General features: G+C 60.4%; 17 protein-coding genes. 10 read left to right on the top strand and 7 right to left on the bottom strand.

Annotation, left to right across the window (positions count from 1 at the left end; genetic code table 11):
• The first annotated feature begins 1 nt into the window (after position 1).
• The 8 genes from rsmA to N688_RS00520 all read left to right on the top strand — a co-directional run bounded on the left by rsmA (position 2) and on the right by N688_RS00520 (position 12,449).
• Complete coding sequence (rsmA, locus tag N688_RS00555) at positions 2–901, top strand: 16S rRNA (adenine(1518)-N(6)/adenine(1519)-N(6))-dimethyltransferase RsmA (RefSeq protein ID WP_052887465.1); 900 nt, start codon at positions 2–4, stop codon at positions 899–901.
• A gap of 395 nt (positions 902–1,296) precedes the next feature.
• Complete coding sequence (locus N688_RS00550) at positions 1,297–3,609, top strand: serine/threonine-protein kinase (RefSeq protein ID WP_081838356.1); 2,313 nt, start codon at positions 1,297–1,299, stop codon at positions 3,607–3,609.
• A 348-nt stretch (positions 3,610–3,957) separates the two neighbouring features.
• Entirely contained in the window at positions 3,958–5,307 is a 1,350-nt protein-coding gene (gene accC / locus N688_RS00545) for an acetyl-CoA carboxylase biotin carboxylase subunit (RefSeq protein WP_052887463.1), read from the top strand.
• 261 nt (positions 5,308–5,568) lie between these two features.
• Positions 5,569–6,813: a beta-ketoacyl-ACP synthase II gene (gene fabF, locus N688_RS00540; RefSeq protein ID WP_052887462.1), complete on the top strand. Its 1,245-nt coding sequence runs from the start codon at positions 5,569–5,571 to the stop codon at positions 6,811–6,813.
• Positions 6,814–6,968: 155 nt separating this feature from the next.
• Entirely contained in the window at positions 6,969–7,487 is a 519-nt protein-coding gene (locus N688_RS00535) for an acetyl-CoA carboxylase biotin carboxyl carrier protein (RefSeq protein ID WP_081838355.1), read from the top strand.
• Positions 7,488–7,740: 253 nt separating this feature from the next.
• The gene (locus N688_RS00530; protein ID WP_052887460.1) at positions 7,741–8,706 is read left to right on the top strand and encodes a TIGR03621 family F420-dependent LLM class oxidoreductase; all 966 of its coding nucleotides are present in this window, start codon (positions 7,741–7,743) and stop codon (positions 8,704–8,706) included.
• Positions 8,707–8,878: 172 nt separating this feature from the next.
• Positions 8,879–10,387, top strand: a complete 1,509-nt coding sequence (locus N688_RS00525; protein WP_081838354.1) for an APC family permease — start codon at positions 8,879–8,881, stop codon at positions 10,385–10,387.
• 421 nt (positions 10,388–10,808) lie between these two features.
• Entirely contained in the window at positions 10,809–12,449 is a 1,641-nt protein-coding gene (locus tag N688_RS00520; RefSeq protein ID WP_052887458.1) for an APC family permease, read from the top strand.
• 257 nt (positions 12,450–12,706) lie between these two features.
• On the opposite strand, the gene N688_RS00515 is transcribed toward N688_RS00520, so the two are convergent.
• Positions 12,707–14,077, bottom strand: a complete 1,371-nt coding sequence (locus N688_RS00515) for a glutamine synthetase family protein (RefSeq protein ID WP_052887457.1) — start codon at positions 14,075–14,077, stop codon at positions 12,707–12,709.
• A gap of 389 nt (positions 14,078–14,466) precedes the next feature.
• Between N688_RS00515 and N688_RS00510 the strand changes: the two genes are divergently transcribed.
• On the top strand, positions 14,467–15,180 hold the full coding sequence (locus N688_RS00510) for a zinc ribbon domain-containing protein (RefSeq protein ID WP_052887456.1): 714 nt from the start codon (positions 14,467–14,469) through the stop codon (positions 15,178–15,180).
• A 359-nt stretch (positions 15,181–15,539) separates the two neighbouring features.
• On the opposite strand, the gene N688_RS00500 is transcribed toward N688_RS00510, so the two are convergent.
• The 3 genes from N688_RS00500 to N688_RS00490 form a co-directional block, all read right to left on the bottom strand.
• Positions 15,540–16,319 (bottom strand): L,D-transpeptidase, encoded by a 780-nt coding sequence (locus N688_RS00500; protein ID WP_202901805.1) that lies wholly within the window; start codon positions 16,317–16,319, stop codon positions 15,540–15,542.
• Between the two features lie 397 nt (positions 16,320–16,716).
• Entirely contained in the window at positions 16,717–17,364 is a 648-nt protein-coding gene (locus tag N688_RS00495; RefSeq protein WP_052887453.1) for a uracil-DNA glycosylase, read from the bottom strand.
• A gap of 425 nt (positions 17,365–17,789) precedes the next feature.
• Positions 17,790–20,219, bottom strand: a complete 2,430-nt coding sequence (locus N688_RS00490) for a polyribonucleotide nucleotidyltransferase (RefSeq protein ID WP_052887452.1) — start codon at positions 20,217–20,219, stop codon at positions 17,790–17,792.
• On the opposite strand from N688_RS00490, the gene N688_RS22575 reads away from it, so the two are divergent.
• Complete coding sequence (locus N688_RS22575) at positions 20,211–20,390, top strand: hypothetical protein (RefSeq protein ID WP_156025229.1); 180 nt, start codon at positions 20,211–20,213, stop codon at positions 20,388–20,390. The two genes, N688_RS00490 and N688_RS22575, sit on opposite strands and share 9 nt — an antisense overlap.
• Before the next feature lie 654 nt (positions 20,391–21,044).
• On the opposite strand, the gene N688_RS22570 is transcribed toward N688_RS22575, so the two are convergent.
• The 3 genes from N688_RS22570 to rplL form a co-directional block, all read right to left on the bottom strand.
• Positions 21,045–21,194: a hypothetical protein gene (locus tag N688_RS22570; RefSeq protein ID WP_156025228.1), complete on the bottom strand. Its 150-nt coding sequence runs from the start codon at positions 21,192–21,194 to the stop codon at positions 21,045–21,047.
• Positions 21,195–21,367: 173 nt separating this feature from the next.
• Positions 21,368–21,637: a 30S ribosomal protein S15 gene (rpsO, locus tag N688_RS00485; protein WP_052887451.1), complete on the bottom strand. Its 270-nt coding sequence runs from the start codon at positions 21,635–21,637 to the stop codon at positions 21,368–21,370.
• A gap of 472 nt (positions 21,638–22,109) precedes the next feature.
• Entirely contained in the window at positions 22,110–22,496 is a 387-nt protein-coding gene (gene rplL, locus N688_RS00480; RefSeq protein ID WP_052887450.1) for a 50S ribosomal protein L7/L12, read from the bottom strand.
• Positions 22,497–22,554 lie beyond the last annotated feature (58 nt).

Raw genomic sequence — 22,554 nt, 5'->3', positions numbered from 1 at the left:
GATGGCCGAAGAGCTTGATCTGACCAGCCCGCGCACCTTGCGCGCGCTGCTCCAACAGCATGGCACGCGGCCTTTGAAGTCGTTTGGACAACACTTCCTGGTCGACCGCGGGGTCCTGGCGCGCATTGTGGACGCGGCAGAGCTGGCACCAACTGATACGATCCTTGAGGTGGGGGCAGGAACTGGCGTTTTAACGCGCGAGCTGGCTCGCCGCGCGGGGCGGGTGGTTGCTGTAGAGTTGGAGCGCTCTATGCTCCGCCTGCTCGCCGAAACCACGGCCCTTTTTGGCAATGTCGAGGTGGTGGCCCGGAACTTGTTAACTGTCGATCCGTGCACCCTCTTCGAGAGGCAGCCCTATAAGCTGGTGGCCAATTTGCCTTACTACATCACGGCCCCGACCTTTCGCCATTTTCTGGAGAGCGAGCATCCCCCTCAGCTGATCGTTGTAATGATTCAGTACGAGGTTGCGCAGCGCATCGTAGCCGCGCCCGGCGACCTGAGCCTGTTGGGCGTGAGTGTCCAGTTCTTCGGGCGTCCGCAGCTCATCGCCCGCGTACCGGCGCGGGCTTTCTATCCACCGCCGCGCGTCGACTCCGCCATCGTGCGTGTCGAGGTGCAGCCGCGGGCAGCGCTGACCCCCCCGGAACGGGCCATCTTCTTCCGCCTGGTCCAGGCCGGCTTTGGAGAACGCCGCAAGCAACTACATAATGCCCTGGCGCGCGGACTGGGCTTGCCTGCCGAGACGGTGCAGCACTGGCTGCGCCAGGCTGGCATCGCGCCGGAACGCCGCGCCGAAACCCTGAGCCTCGACGAATGGCTGCAGCTATGGCGTACACTGCCTTCCACCGCGCTCCAAAGCCAGGAGGAGACGCCGGCTCCCCAGCCCACAGACTGGGGATAGAGCAGACCAGGAAAGCCATAGAGAGCAGCTACGTTACGGGCCACCCTTACAGCGATGCATGCACATAGATATAGCTCAATCCTCTGCCGCGGGAGCACAGAGCAGGGCCGCGACGAAGACGCCAACGCAGGCCCGCTGAGGCAACCAGACAGAGGACCTTAGCGGTTGGGAGAGGCGAGCAGAGCGGGAGACCAGAGGAGGCAGACAGATAGACAAGCCACCCGCTATCGTCAGGAAAGGTGGGCCAGGCCGGGCCAGGCCGAGCCGGGCCGGGCGCAGAGCGACAGCGACCTGGCTAGCTGTGCTATGATATAGGATGGGTGAAGAGTGCGATGCGACGCCCCTGCCCGCCAGTAAGAACCGCTGCAGTTCGAGCCTGAGTGACGGGTTTTTTTATGACAACGCAGGAGCAGGAAGTCTTTTGTGACCGCTGCGGCATGGCCAATCCTCCAACGGCGCGTTTCTGTCAGCACTGCGCCGCCGCCCTGCCGTTCCAGCATACGACAGGGACCCTGACAGAGCAGACGCTGCTGGCCGAGCGCTATCAGCTGCTGAGCTTGATCGGTCAGGGAGGGATGGGGGCCGTCTATAAAGCCGCCGATACACGTCTGAATAACCGTCCGGTGGCAGTCAAAGAGATGAGTAAAGCCGGCCTGACCCCGGCACGTGTCCAGGAGGCTGAACAGGCTTTTGAGCGTGAGGCCAACTTGCTGGCCGAGCTACGCCACCCCAATCTGCCGCGCATCTACGATCATTTTACCGAAAATGATCGCTCATATCTGGTGATGGACTTCATCGAGGGTGAGTCGCTGGAGGAATACCTGGCGCGCCAGGGAGGCGGCCCTTTACCTGTCGACCAGGTGCTGACCTGGGCCGAGCAGCTCTGCGACGTGCTTGGCTACCTGCATAGCCACCAGCCGCCGATTGTCTTTCGCGACCTGAAGCCATCTAACGTGATGATCGATAACAGCGGGCGGCTCTACCTGATCGACTTTGGTATCGCACGCCTCTTTAAGCCAGGCCAGTCGCGCGATACAACGGCCCTTGGTTCTCCCGGCTATGCGGCCCCGGAGCAGTATGGCAAGGCCCAATCAACCCCTCGTTCCGATATCTACAGCCTGGGGGCTTTGTTACACCATCTGCTCACCGGTGTTGATCCTTCGGACCAGCCTTTCTTCTTCCGGCCCGCTTCGGAGCTGAATCCGGCAGTTCCTCCCACCCTGGAAGCGCTCCTTCAGCGCATGCTGGAAATGGACCCGGAAAAGCGTCCGGCCAGCGCGCAGGACGTATTGGAGGTCCTGCGAGAGAGCCGCGAGCTGGGCAGCTCCACACAGACGCTTACCGACACGAGCCGCCTGATTGAGCAGGCTCGCCAGCTACGGACGCAGGGTCGCCTCACAGAGGCGCTTGAACGCTATGAGCGCGTGATTGCCCGCGACCCCTCGCAGGCCCTGGCCTGGCAGGGACGCGGCCTCACCTACGGCGTGCGCTCCCAGCACCGCGAGGCCCTGGAGTCCTTTAACAGGGCGCTCAAGCTGGACCCCTCGCTAGTCACTTCCTGGATCGGCAAAGGTACCGCGCTCAATGCCCTCCACCGCTATCAGGAAGCGCTGCAGGCTTTCGAGCGAGCGCTCCAGCTTGATGCCCGTAACGCCACCGCCTGGAATGGGAAAGGGGCCGCCCTCTCCGGTCTGCGGCGCGAGGCAGAGGCACTGGCCGCCTTCGAGACCGCCCTGCGCTATGACCCTGGCATGGCTCGGGCCTGGTATAATAAAGGACTCTTGCTCAGCCGCCGGGGGCGCCAACGCGAAGCCCTCGAAGCCTTCGAAAAGGCCCTGCGCTACGACAATCAGCAGGCACTGGCCTGGTGCGGCAGAGGACAGGTGCTCCACGAGCTCGGCCAGGTGCGTCAGGCCCTCGATTCCTTTGAGGAGGCAACCCGGCTACAAACAGACCTTGTTCCTGCCTGGGCCGGCAAGGGAGCGGTCCTTTATGACCTCCAGCGCTGGCCAGAGGCCCTGAGCGCCTTTGAGCGCGCGCGCTCCCTTGATCCTCACTATGCCCCTGCCTGGTATGGCATCGCCCAGATCTACTACGGTCAGCATCGCCTGCGCCAGGCCCTGGATATGCTGGATGAGGCCCTCAAATATGACCCAGGCTATGTCAAAGCCTGGCTACGGCGCGGCGCGATTCTCAGCGAGCAAGGCCGCCACGCCGCTGCCCTGGAAAGCTATAATCGCGCCCTGGCCCTCGACCCAAATCATGCCCTGGCCTGGCAGGGTAAAGCGGCTGCCTTGTATGCCCTGGAGCGCTATCCCGAAGCCCTGCGCGCCTACGATCAGGCGCTGATGTTGAACAGGGACCTGACTCTCTGCTGGAACGGCAAAGGGAATACCCTCTATCGCCTGGGATACCATCGCCAGGCACTCGAAGCCTACGATGAGGCCCTGCAACGTGACCCTCAGCTCGCCTCGGCCTGGCATAATAAAGCGCTGCTGTGCCAGGAGCTGGGCCGCTATGACGAGGCACTGGAGGCCGCCGAGCACGCCATTCAAATCGCTCCTAACGACCCCGACCACTGGGAGCGAAAAGCCGAGGTCCTCAAAAAGCTGCGACGGAAGCGCGAGGCTCGCCAGGCCGAGGCCGAAGCCGCTCGCTTGCGCGAACAGACCGCGACAGGCCCGCGAATCTCCTCCTGGAACTTCTGAGCCACACCAGGCCGCGGGCCTCCTTTGCTACCACCAGTTCGCCTTATCTCACTTCGGCAGATCCCGAGAGAGATCGATCGCGCGCGTCTTTACCCGTAGCAGGGTCCCGGGCCGCTCACTCCGCTCATGGAACCAAAGACAGCGTCTCCCTCCTCGTTCCTAAGCAACCGAAAGAGAAAGCTAACCTGACTGGTAGAGAAGACCCCGTGGCCCCACTGGTCGCATTCGAGCGGGCATGGTATAATAACCCGTAAATTGCCCCGCCCATATCAGGCCGGGGAACATCACCATGAGAGCAAAGCACGGACCGCGCAGGTCCCCTGCGCTCGTCCTGTCCGATCAACAGCCATGTTTCGAAAAATCCTCATAGCTAACCGTGGCGAAATCGCCCTACGGATCATCCGCGCCTGTCGCGAGATGGGTATCCGCACCATCATCGCCCATTCAGAGGCCGATCGCGATTCGCTGCCGGTACGCATGGCGGACGAGCACATCTGCATAGGACCGGGGCCAAGCGGCAAGAGTTATCTTAATATTCCGAATATTATCAGCGCCGCTCTTATCTCCGGGGCCGAAGCTATTCATCCCGGCTATGGTTTCCTCTCAGAGAATCCCAGCTTTGCCCAGATCTGCGCAGATGTGAATCTCACCTTTATCGGCCCTTCCGCCACGGCGATGGCGATCATGGGCGATAAAGTTTCAGCCCGCGAGGCGATGGCCGCCGCCGGGCTGCCGATGCTACCGGGCACCCGCGTCTTACGCACTCTGGCGGAGGCGCGAGAGGCTGCGCGCGAGATCGGCTTTCCCCTCATGCTGAAGGCTGCCGCCGGCGGAGGAGGGCGTGGCATCCGTCTCGTCAACAGCCCTGACGAGTTTGAGCGCGTCTTCACCCTGGCCCAGAACGAGGTACGCGAGGCTTTCCGCGATGATGGCCTCTATCTAGAGCGCTACCTGCCGCGAGCGCGACACATCGAGATCCAGGTACTTGTCGATCATCATGGTAACGGCGTTCACCTGGGCGAGCGTAACTGCTCCTGCCAGCGTCGCAATCAAAAGGTTCTTGAGGAGTCACCCAGCCCCTTGCTGCCTCCCGAGCTACGGCAAGAGATCGGCATGAAGGCCATTCGGGCCGTGCAGCAAATCGGCTACACCAACGCCGGTACGCTGGAGTTCCTCCTCGACGATGAGAACCGCTACTATTTCATGGAGATGAACACACGCCTACAGGTGGAACATCCGGTCACCGAATTGGTGACGAGCGTCGACCTCGTCAAGGAGCAGATCCGCATTGCTGCTGGCGAGCCGCTGCGCCTGAAACAGGAGGACATCCAGTTCCGTGGCCACGCCATCGAGTGTCGGATCACGGCAGAGGATGCGGAGGCCGATTTTCGTCCTCAGACCGGAGTGGTGGAGAAGTACCTGCCACCCAGCGGCCCGGGGGTACGCGTCGATAGCCATCTTTATGCCGGCTACTCGGTTCCTCCACACTACGACTCGCTGCTGGCCAAGCTCATCGTGTGGGCCGAGGATCGCGACGCCGCCATTGCGCGCATGCAGCGCGCGCTTGATGAGTTCGTCATCGAGGGTCTGCCCACGACGATTCCCTTCCACCAGCGGCTGCTCAGGCACCAGGTCTTTGTCCGCGGAGAAGCCTATACCCGGTTCCTCCAGGAGGAGGCTGCCTCACTTGGCATCTGACCGGGTTCGCACGGGATTCGCGCCGGGTCTCGCTGGGTTCTCAGCGGGCCCCTCCTCGCCGCTCCGCGCTCGCTCCCGGCTGGTCTATCCGGCTGATCGGCCTGCCACCGCGGCTCGCGTGACTGGCCTGGTTAACATGGTTAACAGGCAGGTGGTCAATCAGGACCAGAGCCTGTCAGCGGATCATACCACAGCGCAGCAGGACGTTGCCCGCTGGCCCGCGAGCGGTTGAGGGAACCCGACTATAGAGGAGGTGACGTAATGAGACGTGTCGTTGTAACCGGTTTAGGGCTGATAACTCCCCTGGGGAACGATGTGGCGTCTTCCTGGGAAGCCCTCTGCCAAGGGAAATCGGGCATCGCCGAAATCGTCGGCTTCGATACCAGCCCCTTCCGCGTGAAATTCGGGGGCCAGATCAAAAACTTCGATCCCGCGGCCTATATGGACCGCAAGGAGATCCGCCGCACCGACCCCTACCAGCATATCGCCATCGCCGCTACCAAGCAGGCGCTGGCTCAGGCTCACCTGGAAATCAACGAGGAGAACGCCGACGATGTGGGGGTCTATATCGGCAGCGGCATCGGCGGCCTGATGACCCTCCACGAGCAGTTTCGCATTCTCTTCGAACGGGGACCAGATCGCATTAGTCCCTTCTTCATCAACATGATGATTGTCGACGGCGCCCCAGGCATTGTCTCGATCATGACGGGGGCGCGTGGCCCTAACTGGGCCGCTGTTTCGGCCTGTGCGACCAGCGCCCATACGATCGGCGAGGCCTGGGAGACCATCCGGCGCGGCGACGCGAGGGCGATGATCGCCGGCGGCTCCGAGCGCGGCATTACGCCGATCGCTATCGCCGCCTTCGACAACATGCATGCCCTTTCACGGCGCAACGATGATCCCCAGGGGGCCAGCCGTCCTTTCGATGCGACGCGCGACGGCTTTGTGATGGGCGAAGGGGCGGCGGTGCTCATTCTGGAAGAGCTGGAGTTTGCTAAGGCGCGAGGGGCGACGATTCTGGCCGAGATGGTCGGCTACGGCGCCACAGGCGATGCCCACCATGTGACTGAGCCTGCCCCCGGCGGGGCGGGCCTGGTGCGCGCGATGCAGATGGCCCTGCGCAAGTCTGGCCTGCGTCCCGAAGATGTTGATTATATCAATGCGCACGGCACTTCGACGCCCTATAACGATCGCACCGAGACCCAGGCCATCAAGACCTGCTTCGGCGAGCACGCCTATCGCCTGGCGATCAGTTCTACGAAGTCGATGACCGGCCATACCCTCGGGGCAGCGGGAGCCGTTGAGGCGGTCATCAGCATTATGACCCTGCTCACCGGCATCATTCCACCGACCATTAATCTGCACCATCCCGACCCCGATTGCGATCTGGACTATGTGCCTAACCAGGCGCGCCAGGCCCAGGTCAGGGTAGCCATGTCCAACTCGATGGGCTTCGGCGGCCACAACGCCTGCCTGATCTTCAAGCGCTACGAGGAGGGCGAGTAGTCCGCAGCCTCATTATGCTGCCACCTGCTCACCTCCCTGGATCTGAGCGAACCGGGGTAAATGAGCCAAGCCTGATACAGGGCACGTATTGGGAGAGAGGTCCCAGCTATGGCCTGCTCCGGTTTGCCGTATCCTCTAATCTATAAGCGAGAGCGATGATGAGCAATAAGGAAGAAGATCGGAAGACGGCCTGGATCGAGCGCCTGGAGCAGCTGGTGCACGCACTCGAAGGCAGCTCGGTGGCCGAGCTGGAGCTAAATGAGAACGATCTGGAGATTACCATCCGCCGCCAACCGGGGATGGTGCTGGTGACCGCCCCGACCGTCAGCGAGGTGGTGGCGAATCCCGTGACGGTGGCACGCGGTCGGAGCACAGCGAAACGGTCGGCAGGGGCCGGCAAGGCCGCCTCGGCTAAGAGCCGCGATGAGGAACGCACGCTGCCGATCGTAACGCCGCTCTCGGGAGTCTACTACTCTGCCCCTTCGCCGGATGCACCGCCTTTTGTCTCGGTTGGCGATGTCATCCAGGTTGGTCAAACCGTGGCCCTGATCGAGGCCATGAAGTCCTTTAACGAGGTGCCTGCTCCAGTCGCCGGGCGCGTGACTAAGATCCTGGTAGAGAACGGCGCAGTCGTTCAGAAGGATGAGGTGCTGCTGCGCGTCGAGCCGGTTTAGTCCAAGTCGCTTGACCAAATCGTAGAGGGCGGCTGACTCTCCTCCTACTCGCTACGAGTAGGTAACCACGAGAAGCAAGCAAGAGAGCAGATCGCTGCTTTGCCAGGGACCTGGTCGGGAGAAAGAGGCTCTCTGCAGGGTCAATACGGCCAGCAGACCGGCGGGTCCCTTTTTCCATGCCTTCCTGCTTGCTCTCATCACGAGCACCCTGTTGCCAGGAAGAAGGCGGGCAGAGATAAGGAGCGAGTACCCTATGAGTAAGTTGTCCGACAATCGTGGTCCCCTGCGCTTCGGCGTCCTCTCACACAACACCACACCTGATCTTACGACCCTGCTGGCCCAGGCTCAGCGCGCTGAACAGCTGGGCTACTCAACCTTTCTGCTGCCCGACCACATCGGAGACCAGTTTGCAACAACACTGGCCCTGGCACGCATTGCCGCGGCCACCACGCGCTTGCGCGTGGGCAGCTATGTCTTCGCCAACGATTTCCGCCATCCCGTCATGCTGGCACGTGAGGCGGCCACCCTCGATGTTTTCACAGGCGGACGCTTCGAGCTGGGTCTGGGGGCCGGTTGGATGGCCAGCGAGTACCAGCAGTGCGGTATTCCCTTTGCCTCGCCTGGCGTGCGCATCGAGCGGCTCGCAGAATCGTTGCAGATCATCAAGGCCCTGCTGGCCGGCGAGCGGCTCCAGTTCAGTGGCCGGCACTACACGATCGAGGGACTGGCTCTCGCCCTGCAACCGCAGCAGCGCCCCTATCCGCCGATTCTGGTGGGCGGCAGCGGCAAACGTCTGCTCTCGCTGGCGGCACGCGAGGCGACAATCGTCGGCTTCTCCCCACGGACGCAGACCATCAGCGTGGCCGGCCACATGAATCAGAGTCTGGATATACAGGATGCCCTGGCCCCCGCTCTGGCCGAGAAGCTGACCTGGGTGCGCCAGGCCGCCGGTCCTCGCTTTGCCTCCCTCGAACTGAACCTGATCGTTCTTGAGGTCATCTTGACTGACGAGCGCCAGCAGGCCCTGGCCGAGATCGCCTCTCGCTACGGCCTCAGCGAGCAGGAGGTCGCTACGACGCCCTATTTCCTCATCGGCAACCCAGAGGAGATCTGTACCCAACTACTCCACTATCATCAACAGTATCACATTTCCTATTGGGTGGTCTGGGAAGAATATATGGAGCCTCTCGCACCAGCAATAGCCCTGCTGCACAGTTAATCCAGCCAGGCTCTCCCTCCAATCATAGCCTGCTTGCTTTCCTTCTGTCCGCTTGATAGTGATGTTATAACAACGTACATTTATTGCATTTGTGGGACAAATGCATTGACATGTATGAACGTATCTGCTATGGTGAAAGCACGTGGGAACTGCAATCATTGAAGGAGGTTCCATGATCACCAGTAGCCGGTCACGGGGGGAGAGACCGCCGCATGTACTGACTTCCGAAGAGTATCCACCTAAGGTCATGCCGGCGATTTTGACAAGCTGGGACTTGATCACGCTTTATGTGTTGCTAATCTTCTTCCCGACGAACGTCTCTAATGCCATTGCGGGCGGGGCAGCGGGCATTACCTTTTGGCTAGTAGGAGCAATCCTTTTCTTTGTACCCTGTGCCATTGTCACTGCCCAACTGAGCGTCATCTTTCCGCATGAAGGCTCGCTCTACAACTGGGCCTATCGCACCTTTGGCAGCTACATGAGCTTCTTCGTGGGCTTCTGCGTTTGGCTGCCTGCCCCACTACTCTTGATGGCCACCAGCGACCTGGCGATCAGCTACATCCCTGGCCTCAACAGCGGCTGGCTGACAGCTCCCTGGCAGCAAGGTCTGGCCCTGAGCGTCGTCATCCTGATCTCGGGCTTCATGGCTGTGCAGCCGCACCGCACGGTACAGAACATTACCAATGCCACCTTTGTCCTCTTAATGATCGCCAGCGGTCTGGTCGTTTTAGCAGGCATTGTCTGGCTTCTGACCGGGCACGCGCCGGCGACGAGCTTCTCACGGCTTTCGGACTGGCTGATTAGCTGGGACCCCAAGACCGGAGGGAACTTCGGCCTCTTTGGGGTGATCACTCTGGGCTATCTGGGGGTCTATCTGCCCATCACCATGCAGGCGGAGACGATTGCCTCCAGCGCAGAGACACGTCGCCACCTGATCACGCGCCATCTGCTGTGGGGGACACTGATCGTAGTGGTTAGCTATGTCCTCGTGACCTTTGCCGTCCTGGTCGTCGAGGGGCCAAAGTCCGCCTACGTGCTCTTTGCCCTCGTAAGCACTGTCGATAGCGCTCTGGGGAAACTGGCTGGCAATGTGGTGGCCGTCTGTATGCTCGGTGTCTTCTGTCTGGTGACGATGGTTTATAACCACATCTACGCTCGCTTCCTGATGGTGGCTGGCTTCGACCGCCGCATTCCGGTGGGTCTGGGCCTCCTCAACACCAATCGTCAACCAGCTCGTGCTGTCGCCATTCAGACCGCCGCTGCCATCTTTATCACGATCCTCTTCTTTATGGTCATTCCTTATATGTTTGGCAGCAATCCGGCAGACCTGTCCCTCGAAGTCTACTTCGTCGGTATCGGGGCCGGGACCATCCTGTGGGCCTTTTCTACAATTTTCCTGTTTATCCTGATCTTAGGGCTGTATATACGCGATCGCCGGGCTTTGCTATTGAATCGCCTTGTGCCAATTCCCGTGCTACTGCTCAGTGCGGTTGTTGGCCTGATCACGGGCATTGTCGCCATCATCGACACGGCCCTGAACTCGTGGGTGCCGCTGCTGACCAACCAGCAATGGAGTCTGATTGTCACAGGTCTGACGGCAGCCACGTTGATGATTGGTGCCATCATCAGCATGTTTGCAACCGGAGAGGCGGCCTGGCAAGAGATCGAGCGCGGAGCTTAGCCGACAAGCGCGTTGACAGGCTCTGGCTCTACTGTTATTGTTGGTAACAGTGGCAGCTCGCCAGAGCCTGCTGTCAGCGCCGCTGCCCGCTACCCGCTGACCAGCAGCCAGGCGGGTAGCTCACCCGCAGTACGGTTGCCCGTCCCGCCAGCTGGCGGGAGGGAGTGACACACTGGCTTGCTAACCGGCGCCCAGTCCTTCCCCAGGCTGCAGTGGCGCCCCTCGGTTCGAGGAGAAGACAGGTCCGTCAGCCTGGGGAGGGATGAGCAAGCCAGCCAGCGAGTAGGGAAGTAGCAGTGCACTCTATCAGCAGCGTTGCCTTAACCCAGGATAGCACTACACCAGGCTTATCGCTATTCAGCAATCAAGCGCTCTGCAGATGATCTGGTCTTCACAGCAAGACCTGAACTGGAGGTGATTTATGGCATCTCAGGAAGAATTGGTGGGGCAGACGGCGCCCGGCGCGGCCCTTCCCGAGGGTGACATTGCCCTGGAGCAGCGCCAGGACCTCGACAAGCTGCACATCAATGCCATCGGCATGCCCAGCGTCATGTATTACTGTTTTGCTGGGGCGGCGCCGATTGCGGCCATGTTCTTCAATGTTCCCAACATGGCCGCGCAGGCTGGCGCCAGCGTGCCGTTGGTCTTCCTGCTTTCGGCGATCGGGCTGCTGCTTTTCGGGATCTCGATCGTCTATTTCTCACGCCGCCTGACCTCGGCGGGCGGCTTCTATACCTGGGTACGGCATGGCCTGGGAGCGGGCACGGCCTTCCAGGCGGGCTGGCTGATGCTCTTCGGCTATGCGATCTTCGAAGCATCCTCTCAGGCGGCCTTCGGTGGTTTGGCTGACATTAATATTTCCACCTATCTCGGTTTCCAGATGCCGCTGGGCTGGGTGACCTACGCTCTGATCGGCTGCGTCCTCGTCTTTTTGCTCTCCTTCTTTGACATTAAGTGGTCTACCTGGTGGCTGGCTCCTTTCCTCGTGCTGGAAATCGGGAGCCTGGTGCTGCTCGATCTGATGGTCACCATCCGCGGCGGGGCCTCTGGTCATGATCTGCTTCATACCTTTACGCCGGCAGGCTCCGATCTGAAAGGGGTCGCTCCCGGTGGAGTGTTGGGCATCGGCGTGGCGATGGCGCTCGGCATCTGGTCCTGGATTGGTTTCGAGGCTGGCGCCGTCTACGGCGAGGAGTCACGTAACCCGCGCCGGGCGGTGCCGATGGCAATCTTCTCGGTGATCCTGATCATGGCCGTACTCTACATCTGGACCACCTATAGCGCCGTCATCGGCCTTGGCTGGCAGCACGCCGGCGATACCCTGGGGAACATCACCATCGCCCCGACCCCCTACTACAATCTGGCTGACCATTTCGTCGGTGGCTGGCTCAAGGTTCTGATGATTATCGCCGTCACGACGAGCAGCTTTGCTGCCTGTCTGGCTTTCCATAATGGGATGGTGCGCTACTTCTACGCGATGGGTCGTGAGGGCATCTTGCCGCGCGTCTTCGGGCGCACGCATCCGCGCTGGAAGAGTCCCCACTATGCCATTATGGCGCAGAGCCTGTTCACGATTCTGGTCATCATCTTCCTGGCCTTCATCATCCAGAAGAACAATCCTGATGGCAGTGTGAGCTACGCTCTGGGCATTGCCGATGGCAAGGTCTACACCCAGACCAGCGGCATTACCAGCTATGCCTGGCTGGCCACCATTGGCACGATCAGCTTCCTGGTGGTCTATATTCTGGTGAATTTCTCGCTGCCTGCCTTTGCATTGCGCTTCGACCGCGAGAACTTTCACCCGCTGCTCCACCTGATCGCACCGATTGTGAGCTGCCTCTTCCTGCTCATCCCCCTGCTCTCGTTTATCATGCCGCCACTGCCAGTGATCGGCGACTTCTTTACTGGCCTGGGCTTCTTCCCAACGCCGTTCCCGTTGAACATCCTCCCGCTCTTCGTCATCGGCTGGGTGATCATCGGATTGCTCTATGCCTTCTATCTGGCACGGCGCCATCCCGAGCGCTACGAATTCCTGGGTCGCATCTTGCGCTCCGACGTCTAGCATCTTCCGCGGGCGGCGGCACAAGGTGTACGCTATCCGCCCGCAGGCAAGAAGGCAAGGGGAGGGACCGGAGCCGGTGCCCGCTGGTCGAGTGGACCAGATAAGGCACCGACCTCGGTCCCTCTTGCTGTTCTGCTCGCGACAAGCGTTGGCGGCAGACCCAGGCAAGACGTCAGCAGCAAGCCGGAAGTGAGGAGCTTGGCCCTGGAGGCTGGCGCCTGTGCAGGCTTGCCCCCACCCGTCCATCTCTGCTCTGCTCAGAAGTCTGCCAGATACTCCTGCTCTTCCCACTCCAGTTCAGCAGCCTGTACTCGCTGGCGCACGTAGTCGCCGCGGCGCTCCAGTTCCTGACGCTTGGCCTTAATAAAGATCTCAGTAAACTGCATGCCTAGCAGGTTGCGGAGAGCAGTATCGGCCTCCAGATGCTGCAGCGCCTCCTCCAGCGTGGCTGGTAGTGGAGCAAAGGCCTCGTGCTCTTCCGCCGGGCCTTCGACCAGGGTGGGTGGCACAACCTCCTCTTCGAGGCCAAGCAGACCAGCGGCGATTGTGGCAGCCAGCGCCAGGTAGGGATTGCTCATGCTCGATGGGGCGCGGTTCTCGATATGGGTACCGGCATCGCCTGTATTCTTGACACGCACCAGGGCCGTGCGATCGTCCAGTCCCCAGCTGAGATTGACAGGCGCAAAGGAATGATGCAAAAAGCGTCGGTAGCAGTTCGGGGTCGGAGCCAGCAGCGCCAGAGCCCCCGGCATATGCTTGATCAGCCCTCCGATGAAATGGTAGGCCAGCGACGAGAGGCCATGACGCTCGTTGGTGTCAAGAAAGGCATTGCGACCACTGGCATCGCGCAGACTGAGGTGAACATGGGCCCCCGAAGAGGACTGGTCGAGGAAGGGGCGAGTCATAAAGGTGGCGTGATAGCCAAGCCGGCGCGCGATCATCTTGACGCCATTCTTGAAGGTATAACCGTAGTCGCCGGCCACCAGAGCATCCTCTGCATCGTAGGTGATTTCATACTGGCCCGGGCCATATTCACAATTGCAGGTCAGCATTTGCAAGCCCAACTCGGGTAACAGGTCCATGATCTGCAAAGGCACCGGGCAGGCAACATTGCGCTGCGTGTGGAAAATATGCAGGCGATCGAAAACAGGCTCCTTGCTCAGGAGATCCTGAAACAAATAAAACTCGTGCTCGATCGCCGTATGGGCGCGATAGCCCAGGGCCTCCAGGCGCTCCAGGACCCGACGCAGTACATAGCGCGGGGCCGATTCCACAGGGGAGCCATCGGGCCAGAAGGCATCACAGATCACACGGGCACTGACATCCAGCCAGGGTACAACCGCCGCGGTGCTCAGATCGGGGCGCAGAACCGCATCGCCGTAGTTGCGCTCCTCGCTTTGATAGGTACCAGGCACCAGATTGGTACCCGAATCGACCGTGGTCATGACACCGATCATGCGCAAACCATCGCGGGCGAACTGCTCCCAGCGGCTCAGTGGCACAATCTTCGAGCGCGCCATGCCATGCATATCCGGCAACTCGAAAACCACATGGCGAATACCTCGCTCCTGCCAGCTCCTGGTCAGCTCCTCAATGGTTGCCAGGTCGGGAATAGGCCTCGTTGTCATCAGATCCTCCCAATGCGATTACTCGGACGCTGTCCGGCAGGCAGCCTGCTTATGGCCAGCCGTCTGTCTCCCAGGACAAACTTTATTATTACTGATCCCTCTGATCTTGACAACGCTTGCCCGCTCAGGCGGCCATTTTGGACGGGCCTCTCCTTCCCGCCTGCCCTCAGCTCGCTCTTGCTCTGTCAGTTGATGCCAGCCCTCTTTTTATACCTGAATTGAATATTCTGTCCGAGAAGAAGCAAGTGAACAATCCCTTGAGCACCGCACGATCCTTGCCCAAGGAGCGTCAGAAGAGATACAATACAGGCTGGTTCCTTCTTGCGCACATGGGGGGCCGGTCTGGTAGACCGGTCAGGGCAGCAGCCCGGAAAGGAGACGCATCGATCATGAGCACGACTCATGTTGCTGCTCCACTCTTTCAGCTTCAACAGCTAGACCTTGAGCTTGAGCGCCTCGCCTCGGAGCGGCAAGTGATCGCCCAGGCCCTGCGCGATAATCGTGCCCTGGCAAAGCTGCGTCAGGAGCTGGCCAGCGCCCGGCAGCAACTGCAAGCCGGGCAGCAGGCCCAGCAAGAGGCCGAGTGGACACTAGAGGAGATCAGTCGCCGCCTGCAGACCCTAGAACAGCGCCTTTACAGCGGTAGCGTGACCAGCCCCAAAGAGCTGACCAGCTTGCAGCAGGAGGTCCAACACCTGAGAGCGCAGCAAAGCCGTCAGGAGGAGCAAACGCTGGAGGTGATGGATCTCATTGAGACGCTGCAGCGTCAGGTAGCTCAGCGAGAGGAAGAGCTACGCCGGGCCGAAGAGGACTGGAAGCAGCAGAGCGCGGCTCAGCGCGCCCGCCTCGACCAGCTGGAGCAGCGCCGCCGCACCCTTGAAGAGCAACGCGCCTCCCTGGCTGGCTCACTTGCCGCCGACCTGCTGCATCGCTACGAGACCCTGAGACGCACACGTCAGGGCCGTGCGATCTCGCGCGTTGAGCAGAACTCGTGCCAGTGGTGCCGCGTGCTGTTGACCTCCAGTGAGATGCAACGCGTGCGCCTGGGCGCTGAGATCCAAACCTGCAGTAACTGCGGACGCATTCTCTTTTACGACCGCTAGCAGCTCGACCGCCTCGCGCCGCCGAGGCAGGCAGCCGCAATGAGCAATGCAGACAGGCGACCGCTATGGAGGAGGTCGAGGATGGGCCAATCTGGGAAGGAGCGAACGAGCCAGGGCAGGCGATAACCTGAGCTTGTGGGATTGAGAATAGCGCGGAGCAAGTGCGTGCGTGACTCGGGTACAGGGAGAGGAAGCCAGAACCAGGCTGTCAGCGGGCCGACGAGCCACGCCTCCGCGCCGTTGCGCGGAGGCGTGCTGGTCATGTCAGCTGATCGCTCGCTCGCTGGCCAGCAGATGGGAGAGATAGCAAGCACAGACCCCCTGGTAAAACCTGGCCAGCCAGCCAATGAACGAGGCAACTAGTTCGACTTGATAATGACCGTCGTCCCCACCGGCGCCCAGTTATAGAGCCAGGCCGCCGCTTTCACCGACATCTCCACACAACCATGCGAACCCCAGGTCCAACCCGCTACAGGATCATAGTGCCAGCCATTGGTGCCAGGACCAAAGACCCCGTGCCACCAGGCATCGTGGAGGAAGTAGCCACCCCAGTCGAATTCGAGCGCATAGTTAATGAACGTTGGAGGATAATAGTAGGGCGAACCAGGAGGCCAGGGAGAATAGAAGGTCGTCGGGTGCAGCTTGCGCAATACATGGAAAGTTCCCGTCGGCGTGGCGAGAGAGGGCCGCCCAGAGGTAATCGCCGTATTGAAGACTTGCTTGCCATTGTCATAGGCATAGAGCCACTGCTTCGATAAGATGACAACTATGACCTTACCGCTGCCATAGGAGCTGGCCTGACTGCTACTCTGGGCCTTGACAACCAGGCCACTATAAATGTAGAGCGGGGCACTATTCAAGGGGCTGATCCGATACCAGTAGGGACTGCCCCAGACATTCTGCCCCGTAACACTTGCATAGACCGTTACGCTTGTATTTGGCGCATAAACATTTACAACTGCGTATTGAGTGCTCGGGCCTCGACGCACGTTTGACCAGTTGATGGTAATGCCCTTCCAGGTGGTTGCGGCCTGGGCGGTCGCACTGGCGCCGGGGAGGGGAGCAAACGCAAAGGTCAGTGCTACGAGGAAGGCGAGCAACATAATCAGAGCACTATGTTTCCGGGAAATTGCTCGCATCGTATCCTCCATCTCTAAAGGGCAACCGTGCTTGCTGCTTTCAGTATACGTGAAGCAAAGCTAGCAAGCAAGATTCAATAGATCATCATGTGTCACAGTATTCACAGTAGGTACTTTCTGGCCAGGAACAAAAGAGCACCAACAAGGAAGAAAATCGGGCGTCTCATAGCAAGACAAGCCTCAAAGGGAGAGGAGCATCTGCAACAAAGAAGGACGCCCACGGCGGGCGTCCCTGGCTGGTCCATCTCAGCCATCATGAGTGAGCGGCGAAAGAGATTCTGTCTGGTTGTAAGCGAACTGTGTGTCTGGCAGTGCCCCTTTCTTCTCCAGCGTCTCTGTGGAGAGTAGCCAGTGCCAGCACCCCAAGAGGAGCAGAGTGGCTCAGCCAGTCTATCAGCTAAAAGAGCGAAAGCTGCTGAGGCGGCTCCTCTGGGGGGTTGGCCGCTGGCGAGCTGGTAGGACCGAGTTTCCCTTCGGCAGCCAGGCGCTCGGCCTCGGCCAGTACCACTGGGATCTTCTTAAAGTCCTGGCGAATTGTCTCTTTCAGGCTTGCCTGATGGAGGCCAGCGGCTGGATGATACATCGCTATACAAATATAGCCATCCTTCTTCTGAGCCTTGCCGTGAATCGCGCTAATCTTGGCCGTGCCAAAGAACTTGGCCATCGAGTAGCGTCCCAGCGTGACAATCAGCAGCGGCTTGATGGCAGCAATCTGACGATCCAGGTAGTCGTTGCAGGCGCTGATCTCCTCGGGGAGGGGATCACGGTTATCGGGAGGACGGCACTTCACCACATTGGTGATAAAGACATCCGAGCGCTTGAGGTTAATGCTCTGCAGCAGCTCATCGAGGAACTGGCCGGCAGGCCCCACAAAAGGCCTCCCCTGCTTATCCTCATGATAGCCAGGTCCTTCACCGATGAAGAGAATACGAGCCTGTGGGGGACCTTCGCCTGGGACGGCCTTCGTGCGTCCCTTACAGAGGCCACACTTCTTGCAGACAGAGACCTCCGCAGCTATCTCCCGTAGAATCTCCTCTGGCGACATAGGTACCTCTCTAGTAAGTTGCTCTTTTCTATCGGCGCAGGTCACTTTCTGGATTGGCAACCATTATGGGACCTTTCAGCTCTCACCGCAAGAGGCTTAGGACCTGCAGGTACTGTCGGCGAAGCTGTCTCAGAGCTGTCTTCGCCGTATGATCGGCACTGACGTGAGCTAGCCGAGAGAAGGCCGCCAGTGCCTGAAGCCAGGCATACAATCAAGGTCAAGAGGGGGTGACCGCCATATCATCGAGCGGTCCAGTGCTCTGCCCACTCCGGTGGACGACGCGCCGGTGGAACTGGGTTGGTAAGTGAGCGAGCGAGCGAGAGAATGAGCTACAAGCAAAGAGGAGGGTGGCCCGCTGGCGCTGGCCGAGTCGGCCCCAGCGAGGCCCCCTCCTGCAGCTCTGGCGTTCTCGCAGGCAGCGAGTGCTACCAGCGGCGCTCGTTGGGACGAGGGCCAAAGCCGCTGTCGCGCCGCGAGCCACCGGAACCGCGGCCCGGGCCACCAGAGCCACCGGGGCCCATTGGGCGGCGCGGTCCACCACCGAAGTTACCACTATTGTAGCCAGGCGAGCGTCCGCCACCGCCGCGCTCAGGGTAGCCACCGCGGTCACGTCCGCCACCACCGTAGCTGATATTGCGTCCAGGCGTTGCCAGATCGCGGTCGCGTCCGCCGCCGCCATAGCCACCGCCACGGCCCGAGCCGCCGCGATCGCGTCCACCACGGCTAGTAGCGCGGTCACTATCCAGCTCGGCCTGCGAAGGTAACTCACCACTGAGAGCAGCGCGCCGCGAGAGATTGATACGGCCCTGCGAGTCGACCTCAATCACCATTACCGTAATCTCATCGCCCACCGAAACCACGTCCTCGGGGCGCGACACCTGATAGTCGGCAAGCTGCGAGGTACGGACGAGGCCCTCCTTGCCAGGCAGGATCTCGACAAAGGCCCCGAAGTCAACCAGGCGGCGCACCGTGCCCGTATAGATGCGACCGACCTCCACCTCCTCGGTCAGAGCGCGGATGGCATCCATCGCCTGCTGCATCGCCTCGCTGGAAGTGGCCGCGATATTGACCGTCCCGTCGTCCTCGATATCGATCTTGGCGCCGGTCTCATCCTGGATCTTGCGCACCGTCTTACCGCCGGGGCCGATCACCGCGCCGATCTTGTCGGGATTGATCTTCATTGTCTGGATGCGCGGCGCGAAGACCGACAGTTCTGGGCGAGGAGCATCGAGGGCATCGAGCATCTTTTCCATGATATACATGCGGCCCTCGCGCGCCTGCTCCAGGGCCTTAGCCATGATATCGTAGCTAATGCCCTTGACCTTGATATCCATCTGGAGGGCCGTCACGCCATCGGCGGTGCCAGCGACCTTGAAGTCCATATCGCCCAGCGCATCCTCGATCCCCTGGATATCGCTCAGCACAGCCCATTTGCCGGCGCGCTCACCTTCGCCGGTTACCAGCCCCATCGCCACCCCGGCCACCGGCGCATGGATGGGGACGCCGGCATCCATCAAAGCCAGGGTTGTTCCGCAGACCGATCCCATCGAGGTTGAGCCATTGGACGAGAGCACATCGGAGACGGCGCGGATCGTATAAGGAAACTCCTCTTGCGAGGGGATCACCGCCAGCAGTGCGCGCTCCGCCAGGGCGCCGTGGCCAATCTCGCGGCGGCCTGGACCGCGCAGCGGCCTGGTTTCGCCGGTCGAGAAGGGCGGGAAATTGTAGTGATGCATAAAGCGCTTGCTCTCACTGGGGGTCAGGCCGTCAAGGATCTGCTCCTCTCCCGGCGAGCCAAGCGTTACCACACTCAGCACCTGGGTCTGACCGCGCGTAAAGAGGGCCGAGCCATGCGTGCGCGGCAGCAGACCGACCTCGCAGGTAATCGGGCGGATCGTCTTCAGATCGCGCCCATCGGGCCTGATCCCATGATCCAGAATCTGGTTGCGCACATAGGTCTTCAGCTCCTTCTCATAGAAGGCCATGATCTCCTTCAAACGATCGGGATACTGGGCCCCGAGCGTCTGCACCAGCTCATTCTGGACCACGGTCAGCGCCGCCGCACGCGCCGTCTTATCGGGGTGGTTCACCGCCTGCTCCAGGCGCGGCACGACGAACTCAGCCACCTGGCGCTGCAGCTCCTCATCGACAGGGGGCGCCTCGAAAGGCCGCTTGGCCACATTCACCACCTGCATGAGCTTCTCTTGCATCTTAATAATATCCTGCAGCGCCTCCTGGCCACGGATCACCGCCTCCAACATGATATCTTCGGGCAGCTCCTTGGCCCCAGCCTCGACCATCATCACCGCATCCGCTGTGCCAGCCACCACCAGATCGAGACGGCTGCGCTCCATCTGGGACTCCGGCGGATTGATCACCAGCTCGTTATCAATGTGACCTACACGCACCGCACCAACCGGGCCAGCGAACGGAATGTCGGAGATACAGAGGGCCGCCGAGGCCCCGACGATCCCCAGGACATCAGGATCATTCTCCTGGTCTACAGAGAGCACAGTGATAATAATCTGTACATCGTTGCGGTACCCTTTCGGGAAGAGGGGGCGAAGCGGGCGGTCAGCGAGGCGGCAGGCGAGAATGGCATGCTCGGAAGCCCGCCCCTCGCGCTTAATAAACCCGCCGGGGATCTTACCGGCGGCATACATGCGTTCTTCAACGTCAACGGTCAATGGAAAAAAATCAATGCCTTCACGAGGCTCTTCACTGGCTACGGCGGTCGCCAGGATCACTGTATCGCCATAGCGCAACAACACTGCGCCATTGGCCTGCTCAGCTACTCGTCCGGTTTCAATGCTCATGACGCGACCGCCAATGACAGCTTCTTGACGATGGATCATAGTTCCTCCGACTACTATACACCCCTTGGCTGGACCGTAGACCTGGAAACTCTCCTTGCTTCACGGGGACGTAACGGGGTGCTTGTGAACAGACAACTGACCGACTACTGCTACTACTACTGCTACTACTACTTCTACTTCTACCTTGCTCGCAACGATCACTTTGCTTGAATGAGTTCCCTGCCTCTGCTCTTTCCTGACTAACTGACTGAATGACTGACCGCTTTCCTTCCGAACCGCTACAACAAGCGAGCGAGTAAAAAGAAGGAATGAAACCGCGCTGCTTTCAGCCCCTTACTGAGAAAACCCAATTCGACCGCACGATCGACCGTTCGACCGTTGGTCATCCGCTCAAGATGTACAGATACAGATTAGTGATTCACCGTGCCTTTTCTCTGTCGCTGGCTGTGCCACTGTGGCCTGTCAGCATTGCTCTGGCTGGCAGGCTACCGACGTGCTGTTCTACTCCTGACCAGGTCCATAGCAAGCGGAGGGCGCTGTGCCTGGCGGAAAGAAGATTGATTCTGCTGCCTGCTTCTCTGTGGTAAGGCGAGACCAAACAAGTTCTACGTTTCCCGCTCTCTCACGCAGGCCGACTGATTCTCGGCTGGCTGGTTGGCTAGCTGGCCGACAGGGAGCAGGCTACAGCCCCGCCTCCTTCCTAGGCAACAGCCAGAGATGATCACTCATGATTCCAGACAAGCGACGTGCACACCATCATTGTCAGCGAGCGCATAGCCCATCATATGCAGGTGAGAGAGAGAAACAAGCCCCTCTTTTGTCGTTGGCTCAGGCCCAGATTGGCAAGCTGCCCAGCAAGCACCTCTACCCTTCCCTTCCTGGGACGGTAGGCAAGACACTGGCCAGCAACGTCAGCCAGTGGTCCTGCTCACAGCCATAACCCGGCCAGGGACCATACCGCCAGACTTGCAGGAGCTTGCGCCAGTAGCCGCGCAGCGAGCGGTCGGCAAGCATTACAAGAGAACGCCCCTCCTCTTTTCTTTCTCTTCCTGCTTGCTTTTACTGCCACTCTCACCCTTGCCCTGAGACACAGAGGAGCGTCCGCGAGGCGAGTTAGCGGAGGAGGAGCCAGGAGACATGCCGACCGATCGCTTGCGAGGTCACCAGGCCTCGCCTCTGTTTGGGCCTTAGTGACGCAGGCCGAGCTTCGCAATCAAGGCCCGATAACGCTCCGGGCTTTTGCGGCTGAGATAAGCAAGCAAGCGACGCCGCTGGCCCACCAGCATCATCAAGCCGCGACGGGAATGAAAATCATGCTTATGGACCTTCAGATGCTCGGTGAGCTGATTGATACGAGCCGTCAGCAGCGAGACCTGCACCTCGGGCGAGCCGGTATCGGCCTCGTGGACGTGCGACGAAGCGATAATGTCAGCTTTATCCTCGCGAGTCAATGCCACCCTCTGTTTCACCTCCTCAGCAGGCTCAGGTGAGATAGTCAAGCTTTTAGCAGGTTTGAAAGGATGCTCTGGCGAGCGCCTCTCAGCCTGTGTAGTAATCCGACTAGTCCTGGATGATACACCCATGCATTATATCACGCTAGTTTGTCAGCGTCTAGATGGCTCTGATGCCGGCTGCCGCGGGGAGTTCTCTGGCTGGCCAGGCTCTTCCACAAGCAGGGGGCGATGTTCCAGGATGGTAGAGGGAACAAGAGCCGCCTGGCAGTTCCGACTGGCGGGCTGGGAGCCGGGTCGAGGTTGCAACAGCCATTTGCTGCTTGAAGGGGCAGCAGCAACAATGGCGATCAGAGCCGCGAGAGGGGCGCCCACAGGAGCGGCTGGCCGTCGACGGCGCGAGTCGCGCTGTGAGGCGCGCCCTCTGCTCTGCCGGCCTGGCGAGGCGGAGAGCCAGCGCCAGGACAGCCAGCATGTCTTACTTGACGGTAACCTTGGCGCCCACTTCCTGCAGCTTGGCCGCGATCTGCTGAGCCTCCTCCTTGGAGACGCCTTCCTTGACCGGCTTGGGAGCGCCTTCGACCAGCTCCTTGGCTTCCTTGAGGCCAAGATTGGTCAGCTCGCGCACCACCTTGATGACCTTGATCTTCTCGGGGCCAACCTCGCTCAGGATGACATCGAACTCGGTCTTCTCCTCTTGCTGGGCCGCAGGAGCTGCCTCAGCCGGAGCAGCTGCCGCCGGGGCTGCCGCTACCGCGACTGGAGCCGCGCTGACTCCCCACTTCTCCTGAAGCTGCTTGGTCAGCTCAACGAGTTCCAAAACGTTCAGCTTTTCAATTTCTGCAATGATGCTCTCAACGGACATGGAGCAACCTCCTCCGATTCGGATGATCTCGTGATAGGCACTAGATAACGCTCAATAC

It is taken from the genome of Thermogemmatispora carboxidivorans, assembly GCF_000702505.1.
In the GTDB taxonomy this organism is placed as follows: Bacteria; Chloroflexota; Ktedonobacteria; order Ktedonobacterales; family Ktedonobacteraceae; genus Thermogemmatispora; species Thermogemmatispora carboxidivorans.
Note: the sequence above shows the minus strand (reverse complement) of the source record. Positions and strands in the feature narration are given on the sequence as shown.

Coding starts and splice junctions, on each gene's coding strand:
- rsmA (WP_052887465.1), top strand. CDS start 2: ATGGCCGAAGAGCTTGATCTGACCAGCCCGCGCACCTTGCGCGCGCTG.
- N688_RS00550 (WP_081838356.1), top strand. CDS start 1,297: ATGACAACGCAGGAGCAGGAAGTCTTTTGTGACCGCTGCGGCATGGCC.
- accC (WP_052887463.1), top strand. CDS start 3,958: ATGTTTCGAAAAATCCTCATAGCTAACCGTGGCGAAATCGCCCTACGG.
- fabF (WP_052887462.1), top strand. CDS start 5,569: ATGAGACGTGTCGTTGTAACCGGTTTAGGGCTGATAACTCCCCTGGGG.
- N688_RS00535 (WP_081838355.1), top strand. CDS start 6,969: ATGATGAGCAATAAGGAAGAAGATCGGAAGACGGCCTGGATCGAGCGC.
- N688_RS00530 (WP_052887460.1), top strand. CDS start 7,741: ATGAGTAAGTTGTCCGACAATCGTGGTCCCCTGCGCTTCGGCGTCCTC.
- N688_RS00525 (WP_081838354.1), top strand. CDS start 8,879: ATGATCACCAGTAGCCGGTCACGGGGGGAGAGACCGCCGCATGTACTG.
- N688_RS00520 (WP_052887458.1), top strand. CDS start 10,809: ATGGCATCTCAGGAAGAATTGGTGGGGCAGACGGCGCCCGGCGCGGCC.
- N688_RS00515 (WP_052887457.1), bottom strand. CDS start 14,077: ATGACAACGAGGCCTATTCCCGACCTGGCAACCATTGAGGAGCTGACC.
- N688_RS00510 (WP_052887456.1), top strand. CDS start 14,467: ATGAGCACGACTCATGTTGCTGCTCCACTCTTTCAGCTTCAACAGCTA.
- N688_RS00500 (WP_202901805.1), bottom strand. CDS start 16,319: ATGCGAGCAATTTCCCGGAAACATAGTGCTCTGATTATGTTGCTCGCC.
- N688_RS00495 (WP_052887453.1), bottom strand. CDS start 17,364: ATGTCGCCAGAGGAGATTCTACGGGAGATAGCTGCGGAGGTCTCTGTC.
- N688_RS22575 (WP_156025229.1), top strand. CDS start 20,211: ATGGATCATAGTTCCTCCGACTACTATACACCCCTTGGCTGGACCGTA.
- N688_RS00490 (WP_052887452.1), bottom strand. CDS start 20,219: ATGATCCATCGTCAAGAAGCTGTCATTGGCGGTCGCGTCATGAGCATT.
- N688_RS22570 (WP_156025228.1), bottom strand. CDS start 21,194: ATGCTTGCCGACCGCTCGCTGCGCGGCTACTGGCGCAAGCTCCTGCAA.
- rplL (WP_052887450.1), bottom strand. CDS start 22,496: ATGTCCGTTGAGAGCATCATTGCAGAAATTGAAAAGCTGAACGTTTTG.